General features: G+C 59.6%; 30 protein-coding genes and 1 pseudogene. 8 read left to right on the top strand and 23 right to left on the bottom strand.

The window, feature by feature from the left end; all coding sequences use genetic code 11:
• Nucleotides 1–5: 5 nt before the first annotated feature.
• From tssH to tssA, 19 genes and pseudogenes are all read right to left on the bottom strand, one after another.
• Entirely contained in the window at nt 6–2,663 is a 2,658-nt protein-coding gene (gene tssH / locus ACZZ0B_RS27000; protein WP_463546649.1) for a type VI secretion system ATPase TssH, read from the bottom strand.
• A gap of 11 nt (nt 2,664–2,674) precedes the next feature.
• A complete protein-coding gene (tssG, locus tag ACZZ0B_RS26995; protein WP_158836357.1) occupies nt 2,675–3,682 on the bottom strand; it encodes a type VI secretion system baseplate subunit TssG in 1,008 nt (335 codons plus the stop codon).
• A complete protein-coding gene (gene tssF / locus ACZZ0B_RS26990; protein WP_158836355.1) occupies nt 3,646–5,433 on the bottom strand; it encodes a type VI secretion system baseplate subunit TssF in 1,788 nt (595 codons plus the stop codon). Before tssF ends, tssG begins: the two co-directional genes overlap by 37 nt.
• 27 nt (nt 5,434–5,460) lie before the next feature.
• A complete protein-coding gene (locus ACZZ0B_RS26985; RefSeq protein ID WP_158836353.1) occupies nt 5,461–5,904 on the bottom strand; it encodes a hypothetical protein in 444 nt (147 codons plus the stop codon).
• The gene (locus ACZZ0B_RS26980; protein ID WP_008078730.1) at nt 5,901–6,122 is read right to left on the bottom strand and encodes a hypothetical protein; all 222 of its coding nucleotides are present in this window, start codon (nt 6,120–6,122) and stop codon (nt 5,901–5,903) included. The genes ACZZ0B_RS26985 and ACZZ0B_RS26980 overlap by 4 nt, the downstream gene beginning before the upstream one ends.
• On the bottom strand, nt 6,119–6,514 hold the full coding sequence (locus ACZZ0B_RS26975) for a hypothetical protein (protein WP_463546648.1): 396 nt from the start codon (nt 6,512–6,514) through the stop codon (nt 6,119–6,121). Before ACZZ0B_RS26975 ends, ACZZ0B_RS26980 begins: the two co-directional genes overlap by 4 nt.
• Complete coding sequence (locus ACZZ0B_RS26970; RefSeq protein ID WP_008078734.1) at nt 6,511–6,894, bottom strand: hypothetical protein; 384 nt, start codon at nt 6,892–6,894, stop codon at nt 6,511–6,513. Before ACZZ0B_RS26970 ends, ACZZ0B_RS26975 begins: the two co-directional genes overlap by 4 nt.
• Nucleotides 6,891–7,241: a hypothetical protein gene (locus tag ACZZ0B_RS26965; RefSeq protein ID WP_008078736.1), complete on the bottom strand. Its 351-nt coding sequence runs from the start codon at nt 7,239–7,241 to the stop codon at nt 6,891–6,893. The genes ACZZ0B_RS26970 and ACZZ0B_RS26965 overlap by 4 nt, the downstream gene beginning before the upstream one ends.
• Nucleotides 7,232–7,807, bottom strand: a complete 576-nt coding sequence (locus tag ACZZ0B_RS26960; protein ID WP_008078738.1) for a hypothetical protein — start codon at nt 7,805–7,807, stop codon at nt 7,232–7,234. The genes ACZZ0B_RS26965 and ACZZ0B_RS26960 overlap by 10 nt, the downstream gene beginning before the upstream one ends.
• 75 nt (nt 7,808–7,882) lie before the next feature.
• Entirely contained in the window at nt 7,883–8,308 is a 426-nt protein-coding gene (locus ACZZ0B_RS26955) for a hypothetical protein (protein WP_440095981.1), read from the bottom strand.
• 43 nt (nt 8,309–8,351) lie between these two features.
• The gene (locus ACZZ0B_RS26950) at nt 8,352–8,786 is read right to left on the bottom strand and encodes a hypothetical protein (protein WP_008078740.1); all 435 of its coding nucleotides are present in this window, start codon (nt 8,784–8,786) and stop codon (nt 8,352–8,354) included.
• Nucleotides 8,787–8,904: 118 nt separating this feature from the next.
• A pseudogene (locus tag ACZZ0B_RS26945) lies at nt 8,905–8,973 on the bottom strand (PAAR domain-containing protein); the annotation flags it as partial.
• 43 nt (nt 8,974–9,016) lie between these two features.
• Complete coding sequence (locus tag ACZZ0B_RS26940) at nt 9,017–9,295, bottom strand: hypothetical protein (protein WP_463546647.1); 279 nt, start codon at nt 9,293–9,295, stop codon at nt 9,017–9,019.
• Nucleotides 9,296–9,411: 116 nt separating this feature from the next.
• Nucleotides 9,412–9,798, bottom strand: a complete 387-nt coding sequence (locus tag ACZZ0B_RS26935) for a hypothetical protein (RefSeq protein WP_463546646.1) — start codon at nt 9,796–9,798, stop codon at nt 9,412–9,414.
• On the bottom strand, nt 9,789–10,187 hold the full coding sequence (locus ACZZ0B_RS26930; protein ID WP_463546645.1) for a hypothetical protein: 399 nt from the start codon (nt 10,185–10,187) through the stop codon (nt 9,789–9,791). The genes ACZZ0B_RS26935 and ACZZ0B_RS26930 overlap by 10 nt, the downstream gene beginning before the upstream one ends.
• Nucleotides 10,188–10,198: 11 nt before the next feature.
• Complete coding sequence (gene tssE / locus ACZZ0B_RS26925; protein WP_008078744.1) at nt 10,199–10,606, bottom strand: type VI secretion system baseplate subunit TssE; 408 nt, start codon at nt 10,604–10,606, stop codon at nt 10,199–10,201.
• Between the two features lie 9 nt (nt 10,607–10,615).
• Nucleotides 10,616–12,091 (bottom strand): type VI secretion system contractile sheath large subunit, encoded by a 1,476-nt coding sequence (tssC, locus tag ACZZ0B_RS26920; RefSeq protein ID WP_440095985.1) that lies wholly within the window; start codon nt 12,089–12,091, stop codon nt 10,616–10,618.
• Nucleotides 12,092–12,116: 25 nt separating this feature from the next.
• The gene (gene tssB, locus ACZZ0B_RS26915; protein WP_003229587.1) at nt 12,117–12,620 is read right to left on the bottom strand and encodes a type VI secretion system contractile sheath small subunit; all 504 of its coding nucleotides are present in this window, start codon (nt 12,618–12,620) and stop codon (nt 12,117–12,119) included.
• Nucleotides 12,621–12,652: 32 nt separating this feature from the next.
• Nucleotides 12,653–14,215 (bottom strand): type VI secretion system protein TssA, encoded by a 1,563-nt coding sequence (tssA, locus tag ACZZ0B_RS26910; protein ID WP_008078749.1) that lies wholly within the window; start codon nt 14,213–14,215, stop codon nt 12,653–12,655.
• A 671-nt stretch (nt 14,216–14,886) separates the two neighbouring features.
• Between tssA and ACZZ0B_RS26905 the strand changes: the two genes are divergently transcribed.
• From ACZZ0B_RS26905 to ACZZ0B_RS26895, 3 genes are read left to right on the top strand one after another with little or no spacing between them, the layout of a single operon-like run.
• Nucleotides 14,887–15,519, top strand: a complete 633-nt coding sequence (locus tag ACZZ0B_RS26905; protein ID WP_008078751.1) for a CDP-alcohol phosphatidyltransferase family protein — start codon at nt 14,887–14,889, stop codon at nt 15,517–15,519.
• Entirely contained in the window at nt 15,506–16,105 is a 600-nt protein-coding gene (locus tag ACZZ0B_RS26900; RefSeq protein ID WP_008078756.1) for a lysophospholipid acyltransferase family protein, read from the top strand. The genes ACZZ0B_RS26905 and ACZZ0B_RS26900 overlap by 14 nt, the downstream gene beginning before the upstream one ends.
• Nucleotides 16,102–17,046 carry a phosphatidate cytidylyltransferase gene (locus tag ACZZ0B_RS26895; RefSeq protein ID WP_158836336.1) on the top strand — a complete coding sequence of 315 codons (945 nt, stop codon included), beginning with the start codon at nt 16,102–16,104 and terminating at the stop codon, nt 17,044–17,046. The genes ACZZ0B_RS26900 and ACZZ0B_RS26895 overlap by 4 nt, the downstream gene beginning before the upstream one ends.
• 102 nt (nt 17,047–17,148) lie before the next feature.
• On the opposite strand, the gene ACZZ0B_RS26890 is transcribed toward ACZZ0B_RS26895, so the two are convergent.
• From ACZZ0B_RS26890 to ACZZ0B_RS26880, 3 genes are all read right to left on the bottom strand, one after another.
• Nucleotides 17,149–17,424: an HU family DNA-binding protein gene (locus ACZZ0B_RS26890; protein ID WP_003213368.1), complete on the bottom strand. Its 276-nt coding sequence runs from the start codon at nt 17,422–17,424 to the stop codon at nt 17,149–17,151.
• Nucleotides 17,425–17,614: 190 nt separating this feature from the next.
• The gene (locus ACZZ0B_RS26885) at nt 17,615–18,763 is read right to left on the bottom strand and encodes an NAD(P)/FAD-dependent oxidoreductase (protein ID WP_008078758.1); all 1,149 of its coding nucleotides are present in this window, start codon (nt 18,761–18,763) and stop codon (nt 17,615–17,617) included.
• Nucleotides 18,764–18,784: 21 nt separating this feature from the next.
• Nucleotides 18,785–18,952 (bottom strand): rubredoxin, encoded by a 168-nt coding sequence (locus ACZZ0B_RS26880; RefSeq protein ID WP_007954349.1) that lies wholly within the window; start codon nt 18,950–18,952, stop codon nt 18,785–18,787.
• 201 nt (nt 18,953–19,153) lie between these two features.
• On the opposite strand from ACZZ0B_RS26880, the gene ACZZ0B_RS26875 reads away from it, so the two are divergent.
• Both ACZZ0B_RS26875 and ubiA read left to right on the top strand, forming a co-directional pair.
• Nucleotides 19,154–19,714, top strand: a complete 561-nt coding sequence (locus ACZZ0B_RS26875; RefSeq protein ID WP_463546644.1) for a chorismate--pyruvate lyase family protein — start codon at nt 19,154–19,156, stop codon at nt 19,712–19,714.
• Nucleotides 19,714–20,604 (top strand): 4-hydroxybenzoate octaprenyltransferase, encoded by an 891-nt coding sequence (ubiA, locus tag ACZZ0B_RS26870; RefSeq protein ID WP_008078760.1) that lies wholly within the window; start codon nt 19,714–19,716, stop codon nt 20,602–20,604. Before ACZZ0B_RS26875 ends, ubiA begins: the two co-directional genes overlap by 1 nt.
• 83 nt (nt 20,605–20,687) lie before the next feature.
• On the opposite strand, the gene ACZZ0B_RS26865 is transcribed toward ubiA, so the two are convergent.
• Complete coding sequence (locus ACZZ0B_RS26865; RefSeq protein ID WP_008078761.1) at nt 20,688–21,071, bottom strand: COG4315 family predicted lipoprotein; 384 nt, start codon at nt 21,069–21,071, stop codon at nt 20,688–20,690.
• Between the two features lie 151 nt (nt 21,072–21,222).
• Here ACZZ0B_RS26865 and phoB point away from each other — a divergent pair, with 151 nt between their 5' ends.
• The 3 genes from phoB (at nt 21,223) to ACZZ0B_RS26850 (ending at nt 24,790) form a co-directional block, all read left to right on the top strand.
• Nucleotides 21,223–21,912 carry a phosphate regulon transcriptional regulator PhoB gene (gene phoB, locus ACZZ0B_RS26860; protein ID WP_007896474.1) on the top strand — a complete coding sequence of 230 codons (690 nt, stop codon included), beginning with the start codon at nt 21,223–21,225 and terminating at the stop codon, nt 21,910–21,912.
• Nucleotides 21,913–22,052: 140 nt separating this feature from the next.
• A complete protein-coding gene (phoR, locus tag ACZZ0B_RS26855; RefSeq protein WP_238552685.1) occupies nt 22,053–23,339 on the top strand; it encodes a phosphate regulon sensor histidine kinase PhoR in 1,287 nt (428 codons plus the stop codon).
• A 110-nt stretch (nt 23,340–23,449) separates the two neighbouring features.
• Entirely contained in the window at nt 23,450–24,790 is a 1,341-nt protein-coding gene (locus ACZZ0B_RS26850; RefSeq protein WP_008078763.1) for a hemolysin family protein, read from the top strand.
• Nucleotides 24,791–24,898 lie beyond the last annotated feature (108 nt).

Genomic DNA, 24,898 nt, shown 5'->3' with positions numbered 1-24,898 from the left:
CCACCTCAGACGAACTCGCACGTCACGCTGGCGTCGCCGTCGAGCGTGGCATGCACACGCTTGAGGCTTTCACCGGTGGCCATCGCGTCGAGCAGACGATCCGCTACCAGCGGCAGCACGTGCTGATCGAGCAAGTGATCGATCAGGCGCGCACCGCTTTCGCTTTGCGTGCAACGCTCGGACAAATGATCGACGAGGTTCTGGCACCAAGTGAAATCCAGCTGGCGACGGTTGAGGCGCTCGCCGAGACGGCCGAGTTTGATCTCGATCAGCTCGCGCAGCACCGGGCCGCCGACCGGGTAGTACGGCACCACTTTCATCCGCGCCAGCAGCGCCGGTTTGAAGTGTTTGCTGAGCACCGGGCGAATGGTTTCTTCGAGCACTTCGGCGGTTGGCCGCGCACCGTTTTCACAGAGGTCGCTGATGCGGTCGCTGCCGAGGTTCGAAGTCATCAGGATCAACGTGTTGCGGAAGTCGATCTCGCGACCTTCGCCGTCGTTGGCCACGCCTTTGTCGAAGATTTGGTAGAACAGGTTGAGCACGTCAGGGTCAGCCTTCTCGACTTCATCAAGCAGCACCACCGAGTACGGCTTCTGGCGCACGGCTTCGGTGAGCATGCCGCCCTCGCCGTAACCGACGTAGCCTGGCGGTGCACCGATCAGGCGGGAAACGGTGTGCTTCTCCTGGAACTCGGACATGTTGATGGTGGTGATGAAACGATCGCCGCCGTACAGCAGGTCTGCGAGGGCCAGCGCGGTTTCGGTTTTACCGACGCCGCTCGGGCCGACCAGCAGGAACACGCCAACCGGCGCATCAGGTTTGTTCAGGCCAGCAGCGGTGGCACGCATCGAGCGATCCAGTGCGTGCACGGCTTGTTCCTGACCACGAATGCGCGTGCGCAGATCGGTGGCGAAACTGGCGACTTTGGCGTTGTGTTCGCGGGCCAGTTGCGCCAGTGGCACACCGGTCCAGGCGCTGATCACTTCGGCAACCAGACGCGGGCACACTTCGAAGCTGACCAGACGCTCTTTGACCTGCGCGGCGGTCAGTGCGCTGTGGGTTTCGTTGAGCAGGGCTTCCAGCGCTTCGACGCTCTGGCCTTCTTCAACCTCAGCGGCAACGGTTTCGATCACGGTGCCTTCGGCGTCTTCCTCAACGGTGACCACCGGCTCCACGGCGGCCGCTTCGCGGGCCTTGGCCAGTTGCTGACGCAGTTCCAGCAGGCGCTCGGCCAAGGCTTTCTGTTCGGTCCACTGGGTTTCCAGTGCGACCATTTCGTCTTCGGCTTCGTCGAGACGCGCTTCCAGCGCATCGAGTGCTTCGTGGTCGATCAGCAAGCCAGCTTCGGCATCGCGGCGCAGGGCCTGACGCTGACGGCCGCCTTCAGCCAGTTCGCCACGCAGGCGCTCAAGACTTTCCGGAGCAGCGGCGAGGCTGATGCGTACGCGGGCGCACGCGGTGTCGAGCACATCAACGGCTTTGTCCGGCAGCTGCCGACCGGCCAGATAACGCGCGGACAGTTCAGCCGCCGAAACCACCGCGTCATCACGCAGGTAGATGCCGTGGCTCTTCTCGTAAACCTGAGCCAGACCACGAAGGATGGTCACCGCTTCGCTGACGGTCGGTTCGTGCAGTTGCACCGGTTGGAAACGACGGGCCAGGGCCGGGTCTTTCTCGAAGTATTTCTTGTACTCGGCCCACGTGGTGGCGGCGATGGTGCGCAGCTCGCCCCGCGCCAGTGCCGGTTTCAGCAGGTTGGCCGCGTCGGAGCCGCCGGCATTGCCGCCCGCGCCGATCAAGGTGTGGGCTTCGTCGATGAACAGAATGATCGGTTTCGGCGAGGCTTTGACTTCGTCGATCACGCCCTTGAGGCGACGCTCGAACTCACCTTTGACGCTCGCGCCGGCCTGCAACAGGCCCATGTCCAGCGACAGCAGCTCGACGCCTTTGAGCACTTGCGGCACTTCACCGGCAGCGATGCGCGACGCCAGGCCTTCGACGATGGCGGTCTTACCGACACCAGCCTCACCGACGACGATCGGGTTGTTCTTGCGGCGACGGGCGAGGATGTCGACCATCTGGCGGATCGCGCCGTCACGGCACAGCACCGGGTCGAGTTTGCCGTCGCGGGCCTGTTGGGTCAGGTTGTGGGTGAAGCGCTGCAACAGCGATTCGCCCTGCGCGGCCGGTTTGCCATTGGCCGCCGGTTGCTCTTTTTGCGACAGGGCAAATTCTTTCAGGCGATCGATGTTCAGCTTGGCGAGCAGCGGCTGATAACGGCTGCCGGCGTAGCGCATCGGGTTGCGCAGCAGCGCGAGGATCAGCGCGGCGTCTTCGACCTGGGTCTGGCCCAGTTCGAGGTTGGCCACCAGCAGCGCGTCTTGCAGCCACTGCACCAGTTCCGGGGCGAACACCGGGTTGCGCGAAGCGCTGTGCTCGACCCGCGATTGCAGCGCGGCGCTGAGTTCACCGGCGTCGACGTCGGCATCTTGCAACGCGCGCGTGAGCAAACCGTTCGGGCGCTCGAGCAGGCCGAGCATCAGGTCTTCGACGAGGATCTTGCTGCCGCCACGGGCGACGCAACGCTCGGCCGAACGTTCCAGATCACGACGGGTTTCGGCGTCCAGCGCCTGGATGAGTTGTTGCAGGTCTACGTTGATCATGGCTCACGTCCTTAATGAATTTTGCTGCCCAGGGTCACCACGCCGTCCGCCTTCTCGCGGCCCAGCCAACTGGTCCAGCCGAGGCGACAGGCGTTCTGCTCACCGATGCGCAGTTCGCGGATTTCTTCCTGGCGCAAGACCAGGCGGATGTCGTAATCAAGCGGGTCACGCAGGGTGAACCGCACCAGCGCGCAGAGCGGCTGGTAACCGAAACCGATCGGCAGGAATTCGTGGAATCGCTGCCAGTCGAGCTGGGTGATGTGGATGCGGAATTTGCCGCTGCGGTCGCGAACGTGTTCGCCGAGCACCAGGTCTTCGCCGAGCATGCTGTTGGCGCGGCCCAAACGATTGCGCTGCTCGTGGAGAATCTCCACGCGGCGTTCGATGCACTGCTCGATGACCAGGTCTTCGTGCTTGAAGTAGTAACGCAACACGGCTTCGATCAGCGCCGCCGAGTGCGCCCGCAAGCTGAGCAGACCGAGGTACGGCAGCAGGCGTTTCCAGTTGAGTTCCTTGGCCTTGCGAATCTCGTCGCCGCCCAGGCCGATCAGCGCAAACAGCTGCGACGAGAACGGGTCGAGCGCGCCACTCTGGAAGCTCGCGCGATAGCGGTACTTGCGCCAGATCGGCAGCATCAGCCGTTGCAGGCGATGGTGGAACAGGTCGAGGAAGTTGCGCGTCGGGTTGCCGTCCTCGCTGTCGCCCAGGGCTTGTTCGCCGTAGAACGCCGGCAACGGCGAACCCGAGCCCACCAGGCCGATCAGGTTGAAACGTATGCGCGCGCGCATCTGCCCGTGCTCTTCGAAAAACTCCACGCGATCGACATCGCTGCGCGGAAAGCCCAGGCTCGGGTTGGCCTGGAACTCGACCTGATCGTACAGATCGTCTTCGCTCAGGTGCGGGTGTGCTTCGCGCAGCCGGTCGATCACCAGCAGCACTGCCTGAAACAGCGAGTACTCGCGTATTACCTTGGTCAGCCCGCTTAAAGCAGGGGCTGAAGGCCCATACGTGGTGTCCATTGGTACACCTCTCCCTGTGTGCTTTTTACGCGCAGTTCATGGAATGAATTGAGACTGGCGTAAAGCGCGAAAAACTCGTTAAGAACCGAAGCGAAGACGAACAGGTCGCCCTCGCCGATGTACCCTTCCGGGTCGATGGTCAGCTCGGTGCGCAAACCGCGTACCGGCAGGCCACGGTGCAACCGATCGACGTGGTGATGCTTGATGTGCTTGAGGCCACCGAGCAGGCGTTTGCTGACCTTCTCTGCGTGCTGGTCGTAGTAGCGCGGCAAGTCGTAGGTTTCCAGAATCACCTTCAACGCATTGACGTCGGCCAGCGACAGATAGTTAAGCGACATGTTGCTGATCAGCTTCCACAGGAAGTCACGGTTCAGCGGTGGCGCGAAACTGGACGTCGCCGGGGTGATGTTGCGGAAGCTCAAGAACTCCGGCGTCTCTTCGCAAGCCATGCAGATGTCGCCAAGCTTGAGCTTGCGCGGCAGGTTCTGGTTGGTGCACATCAGCTCGATCGACAGGGTTTCGTGGGCTTCGGTGTGGCGGATGCCGAAGCTCAGGTAAGTGTCGAGGCCGTCGTGCAACAGCGACGAACGCTGGCGAATGCTGTAGTGCGGACGGCTGTTGGGCACGTCGAAACTCGGGTCATGCTCGAACGATTCGAACGGCACGTATTCCTGATAACCGAGGCCGCCGGGCTTCCAGCCGGTCACGGTTTCCACGGAGAACACGCCGCAGTTTTCCAGATCGAATTCCGCCGGCAGCAGCAGGTATTCGTCCTGCTTGCCGTCGAGGCGGATCGGCAATGCATCGTGGGCGAACAGGTTGGCAATTGGCGTGCAAAACAGCTTCACGTTATCCAGGGTCGGGCGCATGCGCATGATGCCGCTCTTGCGAATATCGAAGCGCAATTCGAGGCCGCGCATCTGCTTGAGCGTGTCTTCGGGCAGTGCCTTGAGGATGTCCAGGCCGTTGACGTCGACGAACAGGAACTTGTCCTGAAAGGCGAAGTATTCCTGCAGGTAGCGATAGCCACGGAAGGTGTTCAGCGGATACGGGATCAACGCTTCTTCTTCGGCAAAGCCCACCGGTTTGACCCGGTCACCGGGAATCTTGAACGCCATCGGCTTGCCGCTGACGCCATCGATCGGCTTGCCGGCGCCGTCGAGCGGGATCAATTCGATGCCTTCGAGGTTGCGCAGCAGGCTCAGGTAGAGCATCTGACTGATGTAACGCTCACCGGCAAAGTGCAGGCGCAATTTGCTCAGTTCCAGCTCACCGAGGTGGCCGTCGGCGCTCATTTCCAGGCGCAGGCTGAGCAGCGAGCCGTCGCCCTTCACCGAGTAGTTCAGCGCGGCCAGATCCAGCGGCAACACTTCGGTCGGGTAGCAGGTGCGGAAGCGGCAGCGCACGTCTTCGATCGGCACGCTTTCGATCGGCGTATCGCGCTCGACCTTCAACGCCGGCCCCGAACGCTTCAACGGATCGAACTGCAGAATGCTGAAAGCCGGCAGCGGCCGCATGTAGTTCGGCCACAGCAGTTGCATCAGCGAATGGCTGAGCTCAGGCAGTTCGTCATCGAGCTTCTGGCGCAGCCGCCCGGTGAGGAAGGCAAAGCCTTCGAGCAAGCGCTCGACGTCCGGATCGCGCCCGGCCTGCCCCAGATACGGCGCCAACGCAGGACTACGCTCGGCGAAACGGCGACCGAGTTGGCGCAGAGCGGTGAGTTCGCTTTGGTAGTAATGGTTAAACGACACGGGTTACCTGCCTGGTAATGGAACTCATCAAAAAAATATCCTGTAGAGCGCGACCGTTACGCCGGCGCAGAAATAACCGGCGATTAGCACGTACGGTATGAGCATGATCCAGGCGAAGGACATGTAAGCATCCGAAAACGGCCCGGCAATCAGACTGCACAGGCCATAAATCACCCATGGCACGCCGTAAAAAAGCACGAATTTCAAAGGTGCCATCCAAACCATCCGCACTGCTTGTTGCTCGGTTCGACGCTTGGCGCCACGCGACATCCACAGCGAAAACCCCAACAGCCCGGGAATGCCCCACCACAACGGGTACTGCCAATAGGTCTGGGCTGAGTCGTGCGTCGAATAAGCGCCAGTCGACAGGTCATAGGAAGAAATCGCCAGCACTGCCAACGTTGGCCACCACAAGGCCCCCATGAAAAAACCCAGTTGCGCGCGACTGAGCACGTTCTGTGGCGCCGTCATGCTGGAGGCAACGAGGCGTAGTAACCGCCGCTAATTTCGATGGCAACCAGCGAAATCAGGACCATGAACATCAACGCCCGATGCAGCCATGACTGACGCAGGCGCTTGCTGATCGCCGTGACAATCAGCAGAAAACTCAAGATCGCGATGCCGCCGAACAGATCGCTGTCGGCGATGAAGGCCAGATACATGCGCATCTCGTCAGACACGGCAATCATGGGCAAAACACTCCGTCCTTGAGAGTCCAGCTGCGCTGCAAGCCATCGCTCTCACGTTTGACGGAGTGCAAGGCCTGGCGCATTTCATCGGCAGTGACCAGACGCGTGCGTTCAGGCCCTTTGATGCTGAGCGAATAGCGGCAGCTGACTTGCCCATCGACGTCTTCACCGTACGACCGGTAGCTGGCCACGCTGACGCGCTCGCCCGGTGCAACCATTTGCGGCTCGATCGGCGGCAGCCAGTTGGTCGAATTCTGTGATTGCACTTGCAGCGGTACGCCGCAGCTGTTGACCAGATAAATGTCGTTCATATAAACCAGCTGCGTCGTGCAGCCCGTCAACAACAGGCCGGCCAGGGCGGTCAGCGACATCATGCAAGCGAGAAACTTCATTGGACGAGCCCTCCTTTGCTCGGGGTAATCGGCACGTACGAATCGATGAAGAGGTATTCGCTGTCCGCACCGCCGACACGATTCATCGTCAACGGCTTGCCGTCAGGGGTAGCGAAGCGCGTCCAGCCTTCGGTGACCAGACTGCCGCCCTCTGCACGCACCTGGACGAAATAGTCCGGCGGTGTCGAGCGGGTGATCTCGATGAAGTAGCCACCGTCCTCCGCACCGCGCCATACCGCATCGGGGTACGCGGGCAACACCGGCTTCGCATTATCACGACTCGACCCGACCCAGAACATCACGGCGGCGATGACGGCCAACGCACCGATCAGGCTCAGCAGATGATTGAGCCATTTCCATACCCGCAACCACGCGATCATGGTGTGCACCATGTGCGCACGTCGCGCTTGTCGAAGCCCGCACACTGATTGTTTTTGGCGATCAGGCGGTAAGCGGTTTCAGGGGTGTAGGTGAAGGAGTAGTAATTTACCCGATCCTCACCGTAGAGCCAGTAAGACGAGGAACCTTGATTGATTTCGTAAGGTTCAAAGGTCCAGATCGACGACTGCGCCGGGATGAAGTTGCTCCGCTCCATCAGCAACATCACGGCGTTGGAAACCAACGGAGTGGCAAACATCGCCAGCGCCAATAGCAGCGCCGTCAGCCCGAGAAAAAGTCGGCGCCTGGCGAAGGCGAGCAACGTGTTCAAACGGGTCATCAGGCGCATTGCTGTACCCCGCCGTCGTCGTGACCTTGAGTGTCGCGATACGACACGGCCGAATCATTGGCCTTTGTGGCATCCGCGTAAATCCCCAGCGCCAGCAAAACGGTGCATACGCACACGCCGATCAACGCCGTGATCAGCAGCAGAAGCGGCGTTGCCCGACGGCTGTGGATCGCTGGCGATTTCACCTGCGCCTGCCCGCGCAAGCGCGCGTAGGCCTTGTCGATGGCACCGGTCAGCAAAATGGCGGCAATCGTCAGGCCACCGGTGAGTGCGCAATACGCCAGGCCGCGGACGGGATACTGCGGCAGCAGGTAAAACAAAATCGCCAGCATCATGAAAATCACCAGGCCAAACTGGAGGGCCTGGCGCCGGATGAAGACCAGAATCAAATTCACAGCAACGAAAAAGTAGAAAATCAGGTACATCGCCATGCCGATGGCGACGCCACGCGAAGTCAACCCGCCGACCAGCTGTTTGTAGGCAGCCACGGCATAGCCGTTCATGAGGATATAAATCACGCAGGCCAACGCATGCACGGCCAGACCGATGACTCGACGGCTATTCATGCGCAACCCCGGCCATGGCTTTATCGGCACGCAGAATCTGCGTTTGCTGAAGGTGTGCGAGGCGACCGGATCGGGTCATGCCACCCCCTCCTGCACAGGACCGGCAGGCAACGTGCGCCGCGTCAGCAAGCGGTTTTGCCAACGCAGTTCAATGACCTGCGTGAGCAGAATCGCCAGCAACGTGACGCCACCTTGGGCCACGGTGTAGAACAGCGCACGCAACGGGTTGTGGGGCACCATCATGAACAAAATCCAGGTAACCATCAGCGCGAGCAAACCGAGCTTGGCCCACAGGCCGGGGAGAACGGCGGCCAATACATTCACCCCGAAAAAAATATAAATGAACGTGTAATGCGCGATACCGATGCCCACGCCACGCGTGGTAAAGCCGCCATTGAAGGCTTTATAGGCATCGACCACAGCGTCGTTCAGGAACGTGTATGCAACACATCCTGCGACGTGGAAAACCAGGCACATGGCAACGCGGACGTAGGTGTTCATTCCGAGTTCATGTTCCCAGAGAAAATCAGAGACAAAAGCACCATTAGTTAGGTATCACTTCATAGGCTGTGTTACTGACGAAAAAATTCGCCCAACTTTCTTTCCAGTTTGGAAGGGACAATACGAAAACTCGGCGAGACTTATCGAAGTCAACCCAGGTAATCCCCACGACTTTTTCATCCTCATAAGGCCGCATGTCCAATGAGGTTTTTGACATCAGGGGTGTACGGTATATATGCCCGGGCTGCTTAAGATCGATAAATCGGAGATAGATGAGATTGGACGACACCAGTATCGGACCCGCTCTGACCACGTCGACTTTATAGCTACCAGACTTGCTGACATTCGATACATATGCTTCACGATCAAACACATCGGCGACCAGAACAAAAAAGCCGATAGCCACGCTTACTACGAGCGCAAGAAAAACCCGCGACAGCTTCGCCGCCGAACGACCCGCCACCGACGCCAAGGTCACACCCCTGAACTCATCATGTAATACACCCCGACGGCAAACATCAGCGGGATAGCCATCACACACAGAAAATTCAGCACTTGATGAATTCTATTGTTGCGAAACTTCGGAAACAGTCCCAGTGGGTGCCGTGGCCGGGGAGCGGGCAAGCAGTGGGGTCGGATACGCGTGCGGCGGGTTTTCCTGACATTGAGCTCTCCTTAATGGGCCTTGGCGTGATGACTGTTCATTGATTAACCACACGCTGGAATATTCCAGCCCTCGTAACCTGACACCGTCGGATAGATCGCGTGAGATCCTGCCCACTGCGAGCGTTCATCCGTGGTGAATTCGTTCTGCCACAGCAGCCATTCCGACGACTTCAACAAGGTGCCGTCTTTGGCATACACCCGGAAAAACGCTTCGCTGGTGAACATCTTCGCAATGCTTCCCGCGACACCAAGCGCCGAATACTGCGGAATGTAGGACTGGATGTAGCAAGTACCGGCGTCGTTCCAGTCCGTGGAGTACACGTGTGCAAGCCGAGACGCCGCCGTTTTCACGTAACAGGCAGCTGCAACCAAGGCAACAACAGCCGCGGCAAGCAACAGCAACGCCCTACGCCCCCACTTCACCACCGAAGAGAAACTCACGACGCTACCTGCCAACGTCGCGAGATCTGCCGTTCGACCATCCAGCGAACGCTCAAGGCCAACAGACTCATGACACTGGTCAGGGCGCTGTAAGCCATGGCTCTTACCGGGTTGTCCGGCAGGAAATAAAGCAGGATCACGCTCACCATCAACGCGATCGACACAAGTTTTGCCGAAAGCCCGGGAATAAAAAAAACAGCCGCATTGACCACAATAAAAAAATAAAACGTCAGCTCGGCCGTGACGCCAATCCCGACACCTCGATCCGTAAAACCACCCATGTGCGCTTTATAAAAAACAACAGCAAAATCATGGACGACCACGTACAGCGCACCGACCAGCAGGTAGACCGACAGACCTGCAATGACTTTTCTCAACGGCATTCTGGAATGATCCAGCTTTCCCAGCCCTCAGAGCCCGGATATAGAATCATCTCGCCGTGAAACTCCGGGGCAACACCTGGATTGCCTTCCCTCATCCACAGATACCACTCAGACGTTTTCAACAGTTGTCCATCTGTTGCGTAAACACGGTAGAAAGACCGACTGCTGGACAGCTCGAAAATACTGCCCACCACACCCAGGAATGCGTAATCAGCTGCGTATCGGGAGATATGGCATTTAGCCGATTCACTGTCATAGATTTTCAGTGGCTTGGCCGTCAGCGAACTGAACACCTTCAACACGATGAACGTCAGCAGACACAACGGCACTGCCATCAGGAGAACGCGCGCGGATGTTCTGGTGGAGCGTGCAGCAGGCTTGCCAGACATCGGGGTTCTCCTTAGTTGACTTTCACTTGACCGCTGCCATCCAGGCGCGCGGAAAAACTGACCTGACGCTTGAATCCTTCAACTTCCAGCAGGCCTTCAATGCTGAAGGCCAGGCGCAGTTGGTCGTGATCACGCGGCAGGGAAATGACACGCACGTTGCTCAGGCGCGGCTCGTAGGCTTCGATGAAGCTTTCGATGGCCAGGCGGGCCTGACTCAAGGAGTCGTGCAGGCTCAGGCGCATGTCATTGAGATCGGGCAACCCGTAGTCGGCCAGCGTTTGCACGCTGCCGGCCCGGGTGCTGAGCATTTTGGCCAGATGGGCAGCCACTGACGCCATGGCACAAGCCTCAAGGCTGTTGCCCTTGCGTAGTTGCGCGTCGCCGTTGAGGCGTTCGAACAGGCTGCCGTATCCGTCCATGAGTCGCTCTTACTCTTTGTCCAGCTTGCCAACCAGCGACAGGGTGAAATCGGCACCCATGTACTTGAAGTGCGGACGCACGTTCAAGCTCACGCGGTACCAGCCTGGCTCGCCTTCAACGTCGCTGACGATGATTTGCGCAGCGCGCAGCGGACGACGGCCACGTACTTCGGCGCTTGGGTTTTCCTGGTCGGCGACGTACTGACGGATCCACTTGTTGAGTTCCAGCTCGAGGTCGGTACGTTCTTTCCACGAACCGAGTTGCTCGCGCTGCAGCACTTTCAAGTAGTGAGCCAGGCGGTTGACGATCATCATGTACGGCAGTTGGGTGCCGAGCTTGTAGTTCAGCTCTGCCGCCTTGCCTTCTGCGCTGATGCCGAAGAACTTCGGCTTCTGCACCGAGCTGGCGGAGAAGAACGCCGCGTTGTCGGAGCCTTTACGCATGGTCAGGGAGATGAAGCCTTCCTCGGCCAGTTCGTATTCACGACGGTCGGAAACCAGAACCTCAGTAGGGATCTTGGTTTCGATTTCGCCCATGCTTTCGAAGTGGTGCAACGGCAGGTCTTCAACCGCGCCACCGCTCTGCGGGCCGATGATGTTCGGGCACCAGCGGAATTTGGCGAAGCTGTCGGTCAGCTTGGTGCCGAACGCGTAAGCGGTGTTGCCCCACAGGTAGTGCTCGTGGCTGTTGGCAACGGTTTCCTTGTACACGAACGATTTGACCGGGTTTTCTTCCGGATCGTACGGGTTACGCAGCAGGAAACGCGGCACGGTCAGGCCAACATAACGGGAGTCTTCCGAGGTACGGAAGCTCTGCCATTTGGCGAATTGCGGGCCTTCGAAGTGGTCTTTCAGATCTTTCAGATCCGGCAGGCCGGTGAAGCTTTCCAGACCGAAGAATTTCGGGCCGGCAGCCGCGATGAACGGTGCGTGGGACATGCACGAAACGCTGGCCACGTACTGCATCAACTTGACGTCTGGCGAGCTCGGCGACATGTAGTAGTTGGCGATGATCGCGCCTACCGGCTGACCACCGAACTGGCCGTATTCAGCGGTGTAGATGTGCTTGTACAGGCCCGACTGCATGACTTCCGGCGAATCTTCGAAATCGTCCAGCAGGTCTTCTTTCGAGACGTTGAGGATTTCGATTTTGATGTTTTCGCGGAAGTTGGTGCGGTCGACCAGCAACTGCAGACCACGCCACGACGATTCCAGAGCCTGGAAATCCGGGTGGTGGAGGATCTCGTCCATCTGACGGCTGAGCTTGGCATCGATCTCGGCGATCATGCGGTCAACCATGGCTTTCTTGACCGGCTCACCGTTGTTCTGCGGCTTGAGCAGTTCTTCGATGAACGCCGACACACCGCGCTTGGCGATGTCGTAGGCTTCGTCGTCCGGGGTCAGACGGGTTTCGGCGATGATGCTGTCGAGAATGCTGTACTCGCCGTTTTCGGCGCTCTTCTCTTGTGCTGCGCTAGTGCTCATTGTGTTGGCTTCCTTGGCTGGAGTCTCAGGCGTCCGGGGCTGCGGCGTTCAGGCCCAGCTCACCGAGTACGCGACCGCGGGATTCGTCGTCGGCGAGCACGCCTTCGATCGCTTTACGGAACGCAGGTGCGTTACCCAGCGGGCCTTTGAGGGCCACCAGCGCATCGCGCAGTTCCATCAGTTTTTTCAGCTCAGGCACTTGCTCGACCAAGCTGGCCGGGTTGAAGTCCTTCATCGAATTGACGCGCAGTTGCACAGCCAGCTCGTCGGCCTCGCCATCTTCCTGCAGACGGTTCGGCACGCTCAGCGTCAGACCCAGTTCTTGCTTGGCCAACACTTCGTCGAAGGTCATCTTGTCGATGCTGATCGGCTTGCGATCTTCGATTTTGCGATCGTCCTTGCGGTGGGTGTAGTCACCGATTGCCAGCAGCTTCAGCGGCAGTTCAATCTCTTCCTGAGCACCGCCGGTGGCGGGTTTGAAGGTGACGTTGATGCGTTCCTTGGGGGCTACCGAGCCTTCTTTGGCCATGGCTTTTCTCCTTGCGGTTGTGGCCCTGGGGCCTATTCGAGTACCACTTCGAGATCGAGGTGGCACAGCCTGCGATAAATCTCTTCCTTGCGTTCACGTACGGCATGGTTCTGCGGCAACAACTCGCAGCAACTGTGCAGCAGGTGCAGCACTTCCAATGCAAGATCGGGCTCCCAGGCATGCAGGCCTGAGTCCAGTAATGTCTGATCGAGGGTTTCCAGCTGGTTCTTGGCCAGTTCGTATTTCTTGGCCATGAAGCACAGGCGCGCGAGGGCGAACTGCCAGAAGAAGCGTTCGCGGCCGCCATGGGCCGACTGCAAGCCTTGCTTGAGCGTCTGCACGGCAGGCTTCAGGCCTTCCTTGCGCAGCAGCGGCAGAACTTCTTCGAGGGCCTTTTCCCAGGCCGGCTGGGTTTCGACGTTTTCGCTTTCGACCTTGCGCGGCGCGCTGGCGCTTTGCAGGTGCGGCATGACGTTGGCGGCGATCCACGCCCGGGTGGACGGATCGGCAAACGGCGCGCCGTCATGGAAGCGCAACTCGACAATGCCGGGCAGGCGCTGAATCAAAAGCGCGAAGTGGATTTCCACTTCGCGCATGGCCAGCTCGGCGTTGAGGTTCTGGAGACATTCCCAGACCATCCTCTGGCCATCGAACCAGAACGGCGCCTTCGCCAGGCTCGCCTCCAGTTCCACCAGCAGGTCGGCGTATTTGCCCTGATCGAAACGGTCCTGGTAGAGCTTGAGCTTTTCCAGCGGCAGGCCGCGCAACACGGTGATTTGCTCGGCGTTGCGCTCAGGCACGGCGTCGATGGTCATCCACAGCAGCGTGCGGTTCAGGCGCAGGGCGCGCAGGTCGGTGGCTTTCTGTTTGAGCCACCAGGCGCACAGCGGACGGGCGCTGTCCTGCTGGGCGCGCAGGGCTTTGTGCGCCTCGCGCTCGTTGTCGATCGGTGCGCCGGGCGCGAGCAACTGGCTGGCGGCCTGCTTGACCTGCGCCACCGCAGCGCCCACGACGCCGGGGGCCGGCTGGTTGTCGGCCGCGCGCTGGATCATGGTTTTCAGGCGACGGGAGATCGGCAGCAGCAGCGGCGAATCATCGCCCAAGTGCTCGGCACACGCGGCTTCGAGGCCGGACAGGTGTTCGGAGAGCTGCCGGAACATCGGCAACTGCTCTTTGATCGCAATGTTTTCGGTGATGACCTGCTCGAGACGCGGCACCAGCCAGCCAATGGCGGCGGCACGGGTGCGGGCTTTGAGCGGATGAACGTCGGCCCAGTTGTTTTCCGACAGATGGTGCAGCAGACCGAGACCGGCCAGCAGCCCGGGGAAGGATTCGCGCTGGTACAGCGACCACGTCAGCCAGGCGCCGACACGCAGATCCTTGGATTGGGTACGCAGCAGATTTTCGCTGTTTTCGCGGATTTTCAGCCAGTCGATCTGCCCGCTTTCGTGCATCGACGAGGCTTTGGCCAGCTCACTTTCCAGGGCCTCGAATTCGCTCGAAAAGCGTACGTCTTCGCCCGCAAAATTCTCTTTGGAAACAGAGACTTTGGCGAGTTCGAGGTAATGGGCGGAAAGTTTGCTTGAGTAGGACATCCATGGCCTTTAATTGGATTACAGTCGTGCGCCTATTGGAGTTTCAGCGGCGCGGGACAGTATCGAAGAGCAGTGACGCGACTCATCCAATTGAGTGTGTGCTCTATCAAGTGCGCGCATCGTAATCACTATGATGGCCACTAGCAAGCATCTGGTTAAACAACAAGACGAAGTGTTCATTGCTGCTTGTAGGAGATCGCCCTATATGTGACAGGGGAATCCCTGATATCAATTTATATTTGCCCTGATCGCTACGCTCGGCCGTAACCATTGAGCTAGAGCGGCCCGATGAGGGCGGTCGGGGCACTTCGAACATCCGTACCAAAACATGTGTGAAAGCATGCCTGCACTTGCAGGAAATAGAAGTAGGAATTTTCCTAGAAATGCTGGTCATCTATCAACCCGTTGCCGGTGACAACAGGCAAAAGCAAAAGTGCCATCAATTTGATAGCATTTTTGTTTTTCGCTAAACTTTGTTTCCACCCGGTAATAAACGGCGAACTGTTGCGATTATCCGCAAAACTTCTTTGAAAGTTTTCTCTGACAGCTGTCGGGGAATGTTCTTACTTCAATTTGTTTCCACGCCAATAGCGTCGCCGTCAGGGAAAGTCATTATATTGTCACCCGCCATCATCAACTGATGGCACTCATCATTGATATGGACATTGCACATGGACGACAACAGAAGGCCCATCAAGACGCGGTCGGCGGGCTGGGCGAAGTACATCACTCAACGATTGGTCAACAGCGACATCTCCCCCAACCAGATCTCCGTGGTCAGCATCGTTTTTGCCTTGTTCGGCGCCATAGCGCTCAACATCGACAATGGCGCGGCGGGTGCGATCTGTTGCGCGGTGGCGATTCAATTGCGCCTGTTGTGCAATCTGTTCGACGGCATGGTGGCCATTGAAGGTGGCAAACAATCCGCCATCGGCAGTCTCTACAACGAGTTCCCGGATCGGCTCGCGGACAGCCTGCTGATCGTCGGGCTCGGTTACGCCATCGGCCAGTCCGATCTCGGCTGGTTTGCCGCGCTGGCCGCTGCGCTGACCGCTTATGTCCGGGTGTTCGGCGGTTCGCTGGGGCTGGCGCAGAGTTTCATCGGGCCGATGGCCAAACAGCATCGAATGGCAGTGATGACCCTGAGTTTGCTGTTGAACGCCGTCGAAGCCAGCCTTTATGCCACGCATTACATCCTGCTGATCGCGCTGATCATTATCGCCATCGGTTCCGTCGCCACGTGCGTTACGCGCACGCTGGCCATCGCCAGGCAATTGAAGGGGAATCACCATGTGGATCAGTAATGCGCTGATTTCGCTGCTGCGCTTCTTGATCGGTGTGACCGCGCGCTGGGAGAGTCCACCGGATCTGTCGCGCCAGCGTATTTATTTCGCCAACCACACCAGCCACATGGACACCCTGGCGATCATTGCCGCATTGCCACCGGAGGCGCGAATCGACGTAAAACCGGTGGCCGCCGCCGATTACTGGGGCAAGAACCGCTTTCTCCGGTACATCTCGCAAAAAGGCCTGAACGCCGTGTTGATCGAGCGTAACCCGGCCCCGGGCGTCAACGTGCTGGAACCGATTTTCGACGTGGTTCGCGCGGGCCATTCGATCATTATTTTCCCCGAGGGCACCCGCTCTACCCAAGCGCTGCCCGCTGAATTCAAATCCGGCCTGTTTCGTCTGGCCGAGTCATTCCCTGACGTCGATCTGGTGCCGATCTACCTGGAAAACCTGCACCGCTCGATGCCTAAAGGCAAACACGTACCGCTGCCGATCATTTGTACGATCCGCATCGGCGACCCACTGCCAAGAATTGCCGGAGAAGAAAAACAAGTGTTTCTGGAACGGGCGCGTGACGCCATCGTGAGGTTGTCTAAATGAGTCTGGAAACCAAATTCCTCTGGTTCTTCGCCGCCATCGCCGGGTTGCTGGCGATCGCTTCGTCGATCGGTTACGTGCTGGCCCGACGGGCAAAAAGCGAGAGTTCGATAGCGACCATCGAGAACCTCAACCAACGGGTGAATGCCTGGTGGGGGATGGTCATCATCTTCTTCGTTTCGTGGCTGCTGGGACCTAACGCAACGGTAGTGCTGTTTGCGTTTATCTCGCTGTTCGCGCTGCGTGAGTTCATTACCCTGGCGCCCACCGCACGCGGTGACCACAACGCGCTGTTTTCGGCGTTCTTCATCCTGATCCCGCTGCAATACCTGTTGATCGGTATGCACTGGTACTCGATGTTCACCTTGCTGGTGCCGGTGTATGCCTTCCTGTTGCTGCCGGCGATTGCCGTGCTGAGCCAGGACACCGAGGGTTTCCTAGAGCGTACGGCGAAGATTCAGTGGGGCGTGATGATCTGCCTCTACTGCATCAGCCACGCCCCGGCGCTGTTGCTTCTGGACCTGCGAGGTTTCCAGGGCCAGAACGCCTTGCTGCTGTTCTATCTGGTGTTTGTGGTACAGATGAGCGATGTGCTGCAGTACGTGTTCGGCAAGCTGTTCGGCAAACACAAAGTCGCACCGCTGGTGAGCCCGTCGAAAACCGTCGAGGGCCTGGTCGGCGGTGGCTTGAGCGCTACGCTGATTGGCGGCTGCATGTTCTGGATGACGCCGTTCAACTTCTGGCAATCATTGCTGATGTCGCTGGTGATCGTGGTGATGGGCTTCCTCGGCGGCCTGGTGATGTCGGCCATCAAGCGCAGCCTGAGCGCGAAAGACTGGGGCACGATGATCAAGGGCCACGGCGGCATGCTGGATCGGATGGACTCGATCTGCTTCGCCGCACCGATCTTCTTCCACCTGACCCGGTACTTCTTCTCGGCCTGACCCGAGCAAGATCATCAGGCATAAAAAATGGGCATCCGACCGCAATCGGTATGCCCATTTTTTTATGCCGCGCGCCCCGCTATTCGGGGGCGATCGCCGCCCTTATGGATTGACGCTGTCTTTCAACGATTTGCCTGGCTTGAACGCAACGGTGTTGCTGGCCTTGATTTTCACCGGCTCGCCGGTTTGCGGGTTTTTGCCGGTACGGGCGCCGCGGTGGCGTTGCAGGAAGGTGCCGAAGCCTACCAGCGTCACGCTGTCCTTGCGGTGCAGAGCGCCGGTGATTTCTTCGAGAACGGCGTTGAGCACGCGGTTGGCCTGCTCTTTGGTCAGATCTGCTTTTTCAGCGATTGCAGCGGCGAGTTCTGGTTTACGCATTAGTGAAGCCCCTTTGACGGTTTTTTGTTGTTATGTCCGTGCTGTTCTCGTTGGAACAGCGCCCAAGGCGCCGCAGGCTCTACTCTGCGGCAGACGGGAGTGAGAATGGCACGCGGACAAGGCCTGCGCCAGTCTCACTACGACCTTTGTGGGGGCAAAAGCGGGGTGATTCCGACAGAACGACCGGTATTTACGCCAGCAAGGCCGGAAGCTGTTTGTTCAGGGCAAGTTTTTCCATCACCGCCGCCCCGGTCAGTGCGTAACCGAGCAACTGGCCGTCGGCGCCGTGGCACAGCGCCTTGATGTCGGCGCCCTGCCCTTCAACGCTCCAGACGCCTTCGCTACCGCGTGGCGGCGGCGAAACCACCAGTGGGCACACCGGGGTTTTCACGGTGATCGGCATCGGGCCATAGTTCACCGCAGTCGGGTTGCCTGCCAGGGTTTGTGCCAGCGCTCGCGCACAGCTCATGAGGGGCATCACGTACAGAAGATTCAGCCCATCGACCTCGGCGCAATCGCCCAGGGCGTAGATATTGGCGTGGGAAGTCTTCAAATGACGATCAACCACGACGCCGCGATTGACCTGTACACCAGCCGCGGCCGCCAGATCGATGCGCGGACGCAGGCCGATCGCCGAGACCACCACATCGCAGGCAATGACCTGGCCATCGGACAGGTGTGCTTCGAGACCATCGGCGACTTTCTGCAGACGGGTCAGCACCGGACCGAGGTGGAATTTCGCCCCGAGGCTTTCCAGCCCGGCCTGTACCGCTGCCGCCGCAGCCGGGTGCAGCAAGGTCGGCATGACCTGCTCGCAGGGTGCGACCAATTGCACTTCGTAGCCGCCGAGGATCAGGTCGTTGGCAAACTCGCAGCCAATCAAACCGGCACCGAGCAGCAACACCCGGCGCTTGCCGGCCGCGGCGGTGCGGAAGCGTGCGTAGTCTTCGAGATCGTTGATCGGGAACACCAGATCGCTGGCGTCGCCCTCGATCGGTACGCGCACGGTTTCCGCGCCCCAGGCAAGAATCAGGTCGCGATAGGGCACGGCTTCTTCGCCAATCCACAGGCGCTTGTGGCCGGCGTCGATGCCGCTGATGCGCGTGTGGGTACGCACTTCGGCCTTCAACTGCTCGGCCATGGCGCCGGGTTCAGCCATGCTCAGGCCGTCGGCATCCTTGTTCTTGCCGAAGCCGGTGGAGAGCATCGGCTTGGAGTAAGAGCGACCGTCATCGGCAGTGATCAACAGCAGCGGGGTTTCGCTGTCGAGTTTGCGAAACTCGCGGGCCAGGTTATAGCCCGCCAGGCCGGTGCCGATGATGACGACAGGTGCGCTCATGCCTTACTCCTTTGGATTTACTTAGTTGATTTCGATCATTTCGAAGTCCATCTTGCCGACGCCGCAGTCCGGGCACAGCCAGTCTTCCGGCACGTCCTGCCACAGGGTGCCCGGCGCAATGCCGTCATCCGGCCAGCCGTCGGCTTCGTTGTAGATCAGGCCGCAGACCACACATTGCCACTTTTTCATTCAGGTACTTCCTCAGGGTTCAGGCTTATTGCCGGCGCGGACGGTCGATGGGTTGTGCGCTGCCATCCGGCTCAGGGCGTTTTGTACTGATGGAGCCGGGCAGATGCAAGCCTGTTCGGCGCAACGGCGCCCCGGATCGCTCAATATCGCAGCCTGCCATGGTAAGCTCGCCGCCTCATTTGCGGCCAATAATGACTCATTGTGCAACAGACTAATCCCGCCCCGGCCCCGCTCTGGCTGACTCAAAGCCGACTGACGCCCCTCCCCGATTCGTTGACCCTCGACTGGCTGTTCGACGAAGGCTCGCTGACCCGCCGACTCACACGTTTGTCCAACGATGGCTTCAGCGTGACGCCATTGTTCGAAGGCTGGGACACCCTGCGCGCCGATGAATGTACGGCGCTGGATCTGGCCGAAGGCAGCGAAGGCTGGGTGCGCGAGGTGTATTTGCGTGGCCACGGCGAGGCTTGGGTGTTTGCCCGCAGCGTCGCCTCGCGCGCCGCGTTGCAGGGCGACGGTTTGCACATGGACGAACTCGGCAGTCGCTCGCTGGGCGAATTGCTGTTCAGTGATCAGGCCTTCCAGCGCCGCGCCCTCGAAGTCTGTCACTACCCTGAAGAATGGCTGCCGACCGCCGCGAAAGCGCCTGCACTGTGGGGCCGTCGTTCGCGTTTCGACCGTGGCGCGCTGAGCGTGCTGGTCGCGGAAATCTTCCTGCCGAGCCTGTGGCGCACCGCCCGCGCCCATCCGGAGAATTGCTGATGTATCAGAGCCTGCTCAAGTCCCTGAACCGTTTGAACCCGCGCGCCTGGGATTTCATTCAGCTGACCCGGATGGACAAGCCGATCGGTATTTACCTGCTGCTGTGGCCAACGCTGTGGGCGCTATGGATTGCCGGTAAAGGTTCGCCGTCGCTGGCCAACGTGGTGATTTTCGTCCTCGGCGTGGTGCTGACCCGCGCCGGCGGCTGCGTGATCAACGACTGGGCCGATCGCAAGGTCGACGGCCACGTCAAACGCACCGCGCAACGGCCATTGGCTGCGGGCAGGATCAGTTCGAAAGAAGCGCTGGTGTTTTTCGCGCTGTTGATGGGCGTGAGTTTTTTGCTGGTGCTATGCACCAACGCGCCGACCATTTGGTTGTCGCTGGGCGGTCTGGCGCTGGCCTTCACCTATCCGTTCATGAAGCGCTACACCTATTACCCGCAAGTAGTGCTGGGCGCGGCGTTCTCGTGGGGCATGCCGATGGCGTTCACCGCCGAAACCGGCGAACTGCCGGCGGCGGCGTGGTTGCTGTGGATCGCCAACCTGTTGTGGACGGTGGGTTACGACACCTATTACGCGATGACCGACCGTGATGATGACTTGAAGATTGGCGTGAAGTCGACGGCGATTCTGTTTGGCGAGGCAGATCGGGTGATCATCCTCAGTTTGCAGGCGTTGTCGCTGGGTTGCCTGTTGCTGGCGGGATCGAAGTTCGAGCTGGGTGTCTGGTTCCATCTCGGCTTGCTGGTGGCTGCCGGGTGTTATGCATGGGAGTTCTGGTACACCCGCGATCGTGACCGCATGCGCTGCTTCAAAGCGTTTTTGCACAACCACTGGGCCGGGTTGGCGATTTTCGTCGGGATCGTGCTGGATTACGCACTGCGCTGACTGAAAAGATCGCAGCCTGCGGCAGCTCCTACAGGGCGTACACATTCCAATGTAGGAGCTGCCGAAGGCTGCGATCTTTTGCGTTACTTGGCTTTGGCGACTTTCCAGGCGCCGTCCATTTTGCCGTCACCGGTCATGTCACCGGCCTTCTTGTCCATCACGAAGGTGTACAGCGGCATGCCTTGGTAGGCCCACTGCATCTTGCCGTCGTCGCGTTTGATGACAGTCCAGTCACCCATCGACTTGTCACCCGCCGTCGCCATCAACGGCGGCCAGTTGGTTGCGCACTTGTCGTTGCACATCGACTTGCCGCCCGAGTCCTTGGCGAAGGTGTACAGGGTCATGCCTTTGTGGTCGGTGTACATGCCGTCCTTCTCCATCGCAGGATCTGCAGCCATCGCAAATCCAGGCAGCGTCAGGGCAGCAGCCATCAGCAGGGCTTTGAAAGAAACAGTCATTTGAGTCATGGAAACCTTCTTTTGTGGTTGTCAGGATTCGGACTTAGAGCTTAGTTCAGGATCACGCGAAACGCCGGGCGACTAAAATACTGTCACACGACTGCAATAATTCCGTTATCTAATGCGGCGCAAGACAGTTAAATGACAAGAGGATTAAGGCATGGTTGGCAGGAGCATTCTGATCGTCGACGACGAAGCGCCCATTCGCGAAATGATCGCCGTTGCGTTGGAAATGGCCGGCTATGACTGCCTCGAGGCAGAGAACTCGCAGCAGGCGCACGCCATCATCGTTGACCGCAAGCCGGACCTGATCCTGCTCGACTGGATGCTGCCCGGCACCTCCGGTATCGAGCTGGCCCGCCGCCTCAAGCGTGACGAGCTGACCGGGGACATCCCGATCATCATGCTCACCGCCAAGGGCGAAGAGGACAACAAGATTCAGGGCCTGGAAGTCGGCGCCGACGACTACATCACCAAACCTTTTTCCCCGCGCGAACTGGTTGCACGCCTGAAAGCCGTGCTGCGTCGCGCCGGCCCGACCGATGGCGAAGCGCCAATCGAAGTCGGTGGCCTGCTGCTCGACCCGATCAGCCACCGCGTGACCATCGACGGCAAACCGGCCGAGATGGGCCCGACCGAATACCGTCTGCTGCAATTCTTCATGACCCACCAGGAACGCGCCTACACCCGTGGCCAGTTGCTGGATCAGGTCTGGGGCGGCAACGTCTACGTTGAAGAACGCACCGTCGACGTGCACATCCGCCGCCTGCGCAAGGCCCTCGGCGACGCCTACGAAAATCTGGTACAAACCGTGCGCGGCACCGGCTACCGGTTTTCCACGAAAGCATAAAAAAGCAGCTGCAAGCTTCTAGCTACAAGCGGCAAGTTGAAGCCGATCCGCTTTAGCTTGAAGCTTGTGGCTTGAAACTTGAAGCTGCGGCTAAGGACGCCCCCGTGAATCAAAACTGGCATGGCACCCTGATTCGCCACATGCTGTTGCTGGTCACCGCCTGCCTGGTGATAGGCCTGATCACCGGCTATTACGGCTGGAGCCTGGCGGCAGGTCTGGGCATTTATCTGGGCTGGACGCTCAAGCAATTGCTGCGGCTGCACGAGTGGCTGCGCCAGCATCAACCGGACGAAGCACCGCCCGATGGCTATGGTCTGTGGGGCGAAGTGTTCGACAGCATCTATCACCTGCAACGCCGCGACCAACGCGTGCGCGGGCGTCTGCAAGCGGTGATCGACCGGGTGCAGGAGTCCACTGCCGCGCTGAAAGACGCGGTGATCATGCTCGACAGCGACGGCAACCTGGAATGGTGGAACCGCGCCGCCGAAACCCTGCTCGGTCTGAAGACCCCGCAGGACAGTGGCCAGCCGGTGACCAACCTGGTGCGGCATCCGCGCTTCAAGGAATACTTCGAGCAGGACAGCTACGCCGAGCCGCTGGAAATCCCTTCGCCGACCAATGATCGCGTACGCATTCAGCTGTACCTGACCCGCTACGGCAACAACGAACACCTGATGCTGGTGCGCGACGTCACGCGCATCCATCAGCTGGAACAGATGCGCAAAGACTTCATCGCCAACGTCTCCCACGAATTGCGCACGCCGCTGACGGTGATCTGCGGCTATCTGGAAACCCTGCTCGACAACGTCGAGGAAGTGAACCCGCGCTGGAGCCGCGCCCTGCAGCAGATGCAGCAACAGGGCGGACGCATGCAGACGCTGCTCAACGATTTGTTGCTGCTGGCGAAACTGGAAGCCACTGATTACCCGTCGGACAACCAGCCGGTGCAGGTCGACGCCCTGCTGCAATCGATCAAGGGTGATGCGCAGCAGTTGTCCGGTTCAAAGAATCAGCGCATCAGCCTCGAAGCCGACGCCGGCCTGCTGCTCAAGGGCAGCGAAGCGGAGTTGCGCAGTGCGTTCTCCAATCTGGTGTTCAACGCCGTGAAGTACACCCCGGCCGAGGGCAACATCCGCATTCGCTGGTGGGGCGACGATCAGGGCGCGCACCTCAGCGTGCAGGATTCCGGGATCGGCATCGACAGCAAACACCTGCCGCGCCTGACCGAACGTTTCTACCGCGTCGACTCCAGCCGCAACTCCAACACCGGCGGCACCGGGCTGGGTCTGGCCATCGTCAAACACGTATTGCTGCGCCACCGCGCACGCATGGAGATCAGCAGCGTGCCCGGTCATGGCAGCACCTTCACCTGCCATTTCGCCCCGGCGCAAGTGGCCAGCGCACGGGCGATCAGCGCCGCTGAGTAATGTCGCACTAGGCAATCGCCAGGTCAGCCGCTACATTGGCTGACTTGTGCCTGCCTTTCAGGCGCGACTTTTACCTCTCTTGAATCACACGGAACCCGCAAAACTCCATCATGGACCCTTCCCCTGGCTTGTCCCTCGCAACAATATTCGCCGATTTCGGCATGATCCTTTTTGCTCTGATCCTGGTTTTGCTCAACGGTTTTTTCGTTGCGGCGGAATTCGCCATGGTCAAACTGCGCTCGACCCGGGTCGAGGCCATCGCCGACAAAAACGGCTGGCGCGGGCATATCCTGCGCACCGTACACAGTCAGCTCGATGCGTACCTCTCGGCGTGTCAGCTCGGTATTACCCTCGCCTCCCTTGGCCTGGGTTGGGTCGGTGAGCCGGCCTTTGCGCACATTCTCGAGCCGCTGCTGAGCGCGGTCGGCGTGCAGTCGCCGGAAATCGTCAAAGGCGTGTCGTTCTTCACCGCGTTCTTCATCATTTCGTACCTGCACATCGTCGTCGGCGAGCTGGCCCCGAAATCGTGGGCGATCCGCAAACCCGAGCTGCTGTCGCTGTGGACGGCGGTGCCGCTGTACCTGTTCTACTGGGCGATGTACCCGGCGATCTACCTGCTCAACGCCAGCGCCAACGCGATTCTGCGCATCGCCGGTCAAGGTGAGCCAGGCCCGCACCATGAACACCATTACAGCCGCGAAGAACTGAAATTGATCCTGCACTCCAGCCGTGGCCAGGACCCGAGCGATCAAGGCATGCGTGTTCTGGCGTCGGCGGTGGAAATGGGCGAGCTGGAAGTGGTCGACTGGGCCAACTCCCGCGAAGACCTGATCACGCTGGAATTCAACGCGCCGCTGAAAGAAATCCTGGCGATGTTCCGTCGCCACAAGTTCAGCCGTTATCCGGTATACGACAGCGAGCGCCAGGAGTTCGTCGGCCTGCTGCACATCAAGGATCTGCTGCTGGAACTGGCGGCGCTGGACCACATTCCCGAGTCGTTCAACCTGGCCGAACTGACCCGTCCGCTGGAGCGCGTGTCGCGGCACATGCCGCTGTCGCAGTTGCTGGAGCAGTTCCGCAAGGGCGGCTCGCACTTCGCCGTGGTCGAGGAAGCTGATGGCAACATCATCGGCTACCTGACCATGGAAGACGTGCTGGAGGTGCTGGTCGGCGACATTCAGGACGAACACCGCAAGGCTGAGCGCGGGATCCTCGCGTATCAGCCGGGCAAGTTGCTGGTGCGTGGCGACACGCCGCTGTTCAAGGTGGAACGCCTGCTGGGCATCGACCTCGACCACATCGAAGCGGAAACCCTCGCCGGGCTGGTCTACGAAACCCTGAAACGGGTGCCGGAAGAGGAAGAAGTGCTGGAAGTCGAAGGCCTGCGGATCATCATCAAGAAGATGAAAGGGCCGAAGATTGTGCTGGCGAAGGTGTTGATGCTGGATTGAGTGCAATGCGGGTGACCGCATTGCCTGTTAAAAGATCGCAGCCTTCGGCAGCTCCTACAGGGATCGCATTTCCATGTAGGAGCTGCCGCAGGCTGCGATCTTTTGCTT

It is taken from the genome of Pseudomonas sp. AC247 (genome assembly GCF_979258015.1).
This window is presented reverse-complemented; position numbering and strand designations above follow the sequence as displayed.

Excerpts from the sequence above, each read along its gene's own strand:
- ACZZ0B_RS26895 (WP_158836336.1), top strand. The coding sequence starts at position 16,102 with ATGAGTCTGGAAACCAAATTCCTCTGGTTCTTCGCCGCCATCGCCGGG.
- ACZZ0B_RS26985 (WP_158836353.1), bottom strand. The coding sequence starts at position 5,904 with ATGACGGCGCCACAGAACGTGCTCAGTCGCGCGCAACTGGGTTTTTTC.
- ACZZ0B_RS26850 (WP_008078763.1), top strand. The coding sequence starts at position 23,450 with ATGGACCCTTCCCCTGGCTTGTCCCTCGCAACAATATTCGCCGATTTC.
- ACZZ0B_RS26955 (WP_440095981.1), bottom strand. The coding sequence starts at position 8,308 with ATGAACACCTACGTCCGCGTTGCCATGTGCCTGGTTTTCCACGTCGCA.
- ACZZ0B_RS26890 (WP_003213368.1), bottom strand. The coding sequence starts at position 17,424 with ATGCGTAAACCAGAACTCGCCGCTGCAATCGCTGAAAAAGCAGATCTG.
- ACZZ0B_RS26965 (WP_008078736.1), bottom strand. The coding sequence starts at position 7,241 with ATGCGCCTGATGACCCGTTTGAACACGTTGCTCGCCTTCGCCAGGCGC.
- ACZZ0B_RS26935 (WP_463546646.1), bottom strand. The coding sequence starts at position 9,798 with ATGCCGTTGAGAAAAGTCATTGCAGGTCTGTCGGTCTACCTGCTGGTC.
- tssE (WP_008078744.1), bottom strand. The coding sequence starts at position 10,606 with ATGGACGGATACGGCAGCCTGTTCGAACGCCTCAACGGCGACGCGCAA.
- tssB (WP_003229587.1), bottom strand. The coding sequence starts at position 12,620 with ATGGCCAAAGAAGGCTCGGTAGCCCCCAAGGAACGCATCAACGTCACC.
- ACZZ0B_RS26865 (WP_008078761.1), bottom strand. The coding sequence starts at position 21,071 with ATGACTCAAATGACTGTTTCTTTCAAAGCCCTGCTGATGGCTGCTGCC.
- ubiA (WP_008078760.1), top strand. The coding sequence starts at position 19,714 with ATGTATCAGAGCCTGCTCAAGTCCCTGAACCGTTTGAACCCGCGCGCC.
- ACZZ0B_RS26885 (WP_008078758.1), bottom strand. The coding sequence starts at position 18,763 with ATGAGCGCACCTGTCGTCATCATCGGCACCGGCCTGGCGGGCTATAAC.
- tssA (WP_008078749.1), bottom strand. The coding sequence starts at position 14,215 with ATGTCCTACTCAAGCAAACTTTCCGCCCATTACCTCGAACTCGCCAAA.
- ACZZ0B_RS26900 (WP_008078756.1), top strand. The coding sequence starts at position 15,506 with ATGTGGATCAGTAATGCGCTGATTTCGCTGCTGCGCTTCTTGATCGGT.
- ACZZ0B_RS26960 (WP_008078738.1), bottom strand. The coding sequence starts at position 7,807 with ATGAATAGCCGTCGAGTCATCGGTCTGGCCGTGCATGCGTTGGCCTGC.
- ACZZ0B_RS26905 (WP_008078751.1), top strand. The coding sequence starts at position 14,887 with ATGGACGACAACAGAAGGCCCATCAAGACGCGGTCGGCGGGCTGGGCG.
- phoB (WP_007896474.1), top strand. The coding sequence starts at position 21,223 with ATGGTTGGCAGGAGCATTCTGATCGTCGACGACGAAGCGCCCATTCGC.
- ACZZ0B_RS26880 (WP_007954349.1), bottom strand. The coding sequence starts at position 18,952 with ATGAAAAAGTGGCAATGTGTGGTCTGCGGCCTGATCTACAACGAAGCC.
- tssG (WP_158836357.1), bottom strand. The coding sequence starts at position 3,682 with ATGGACACCACGTATGGGCCTTCAGCCCCTGCTTTAAGCGGGCTGACC.
- ACZZ0B_RS26980 (WP_008078730.1), bottom strand. The coding sequence starts at position 6,122 with ATGATTGCCGTGTCTGACGAGATGCGCATGTATCTGGCCTTCATCGCC.
- ACZZ0B_RS26970 (WP_008078734.1), bottom strand. The coding sequence starts at position 6,894 with ATGATCGCGTGGTTGCGGGTATGGAAATGGCTCAATCATCTGCTGAGC.
- tssC (WP_440095985.1), bottom strand. The coding sequence starts at position 12,091 with ATGAGCACTAGCGCAGCACAAGAGAAGAGCGCCGAAAACGGCGAGTAC.
- ACZZ0B_RS26930 (WP_463546645.1), bottom strand. The coding sequence starts at position 10,187 with ATGTCTGGCAAGCCTGCTGCACGCTCCACCAGAACATCCGCGCGCGTT.
- phoR (WP_238552685.1), top strand. The coding sequence starts at position 22,053 with ATGCTGTTGCTGGTCACCGCCTGCCTGGTGATAGGCCTGATCACCGGC.
- ACZZ0B_RS26975 (WP_463546648.1), bottom strand. The coding sequence starts at position 6,514 with ATGAAGTTTCTCGCTTGCATGATGTCGCTGACCGCCCTGGCCGGCCTG.
- tssH (WP_463546649.1), bottom strand. The coding sequence starts at position 2,663 with ATGATCAACGTAGACCTGCAACAACTCATCCAGGCGCTGGACGCCGAA.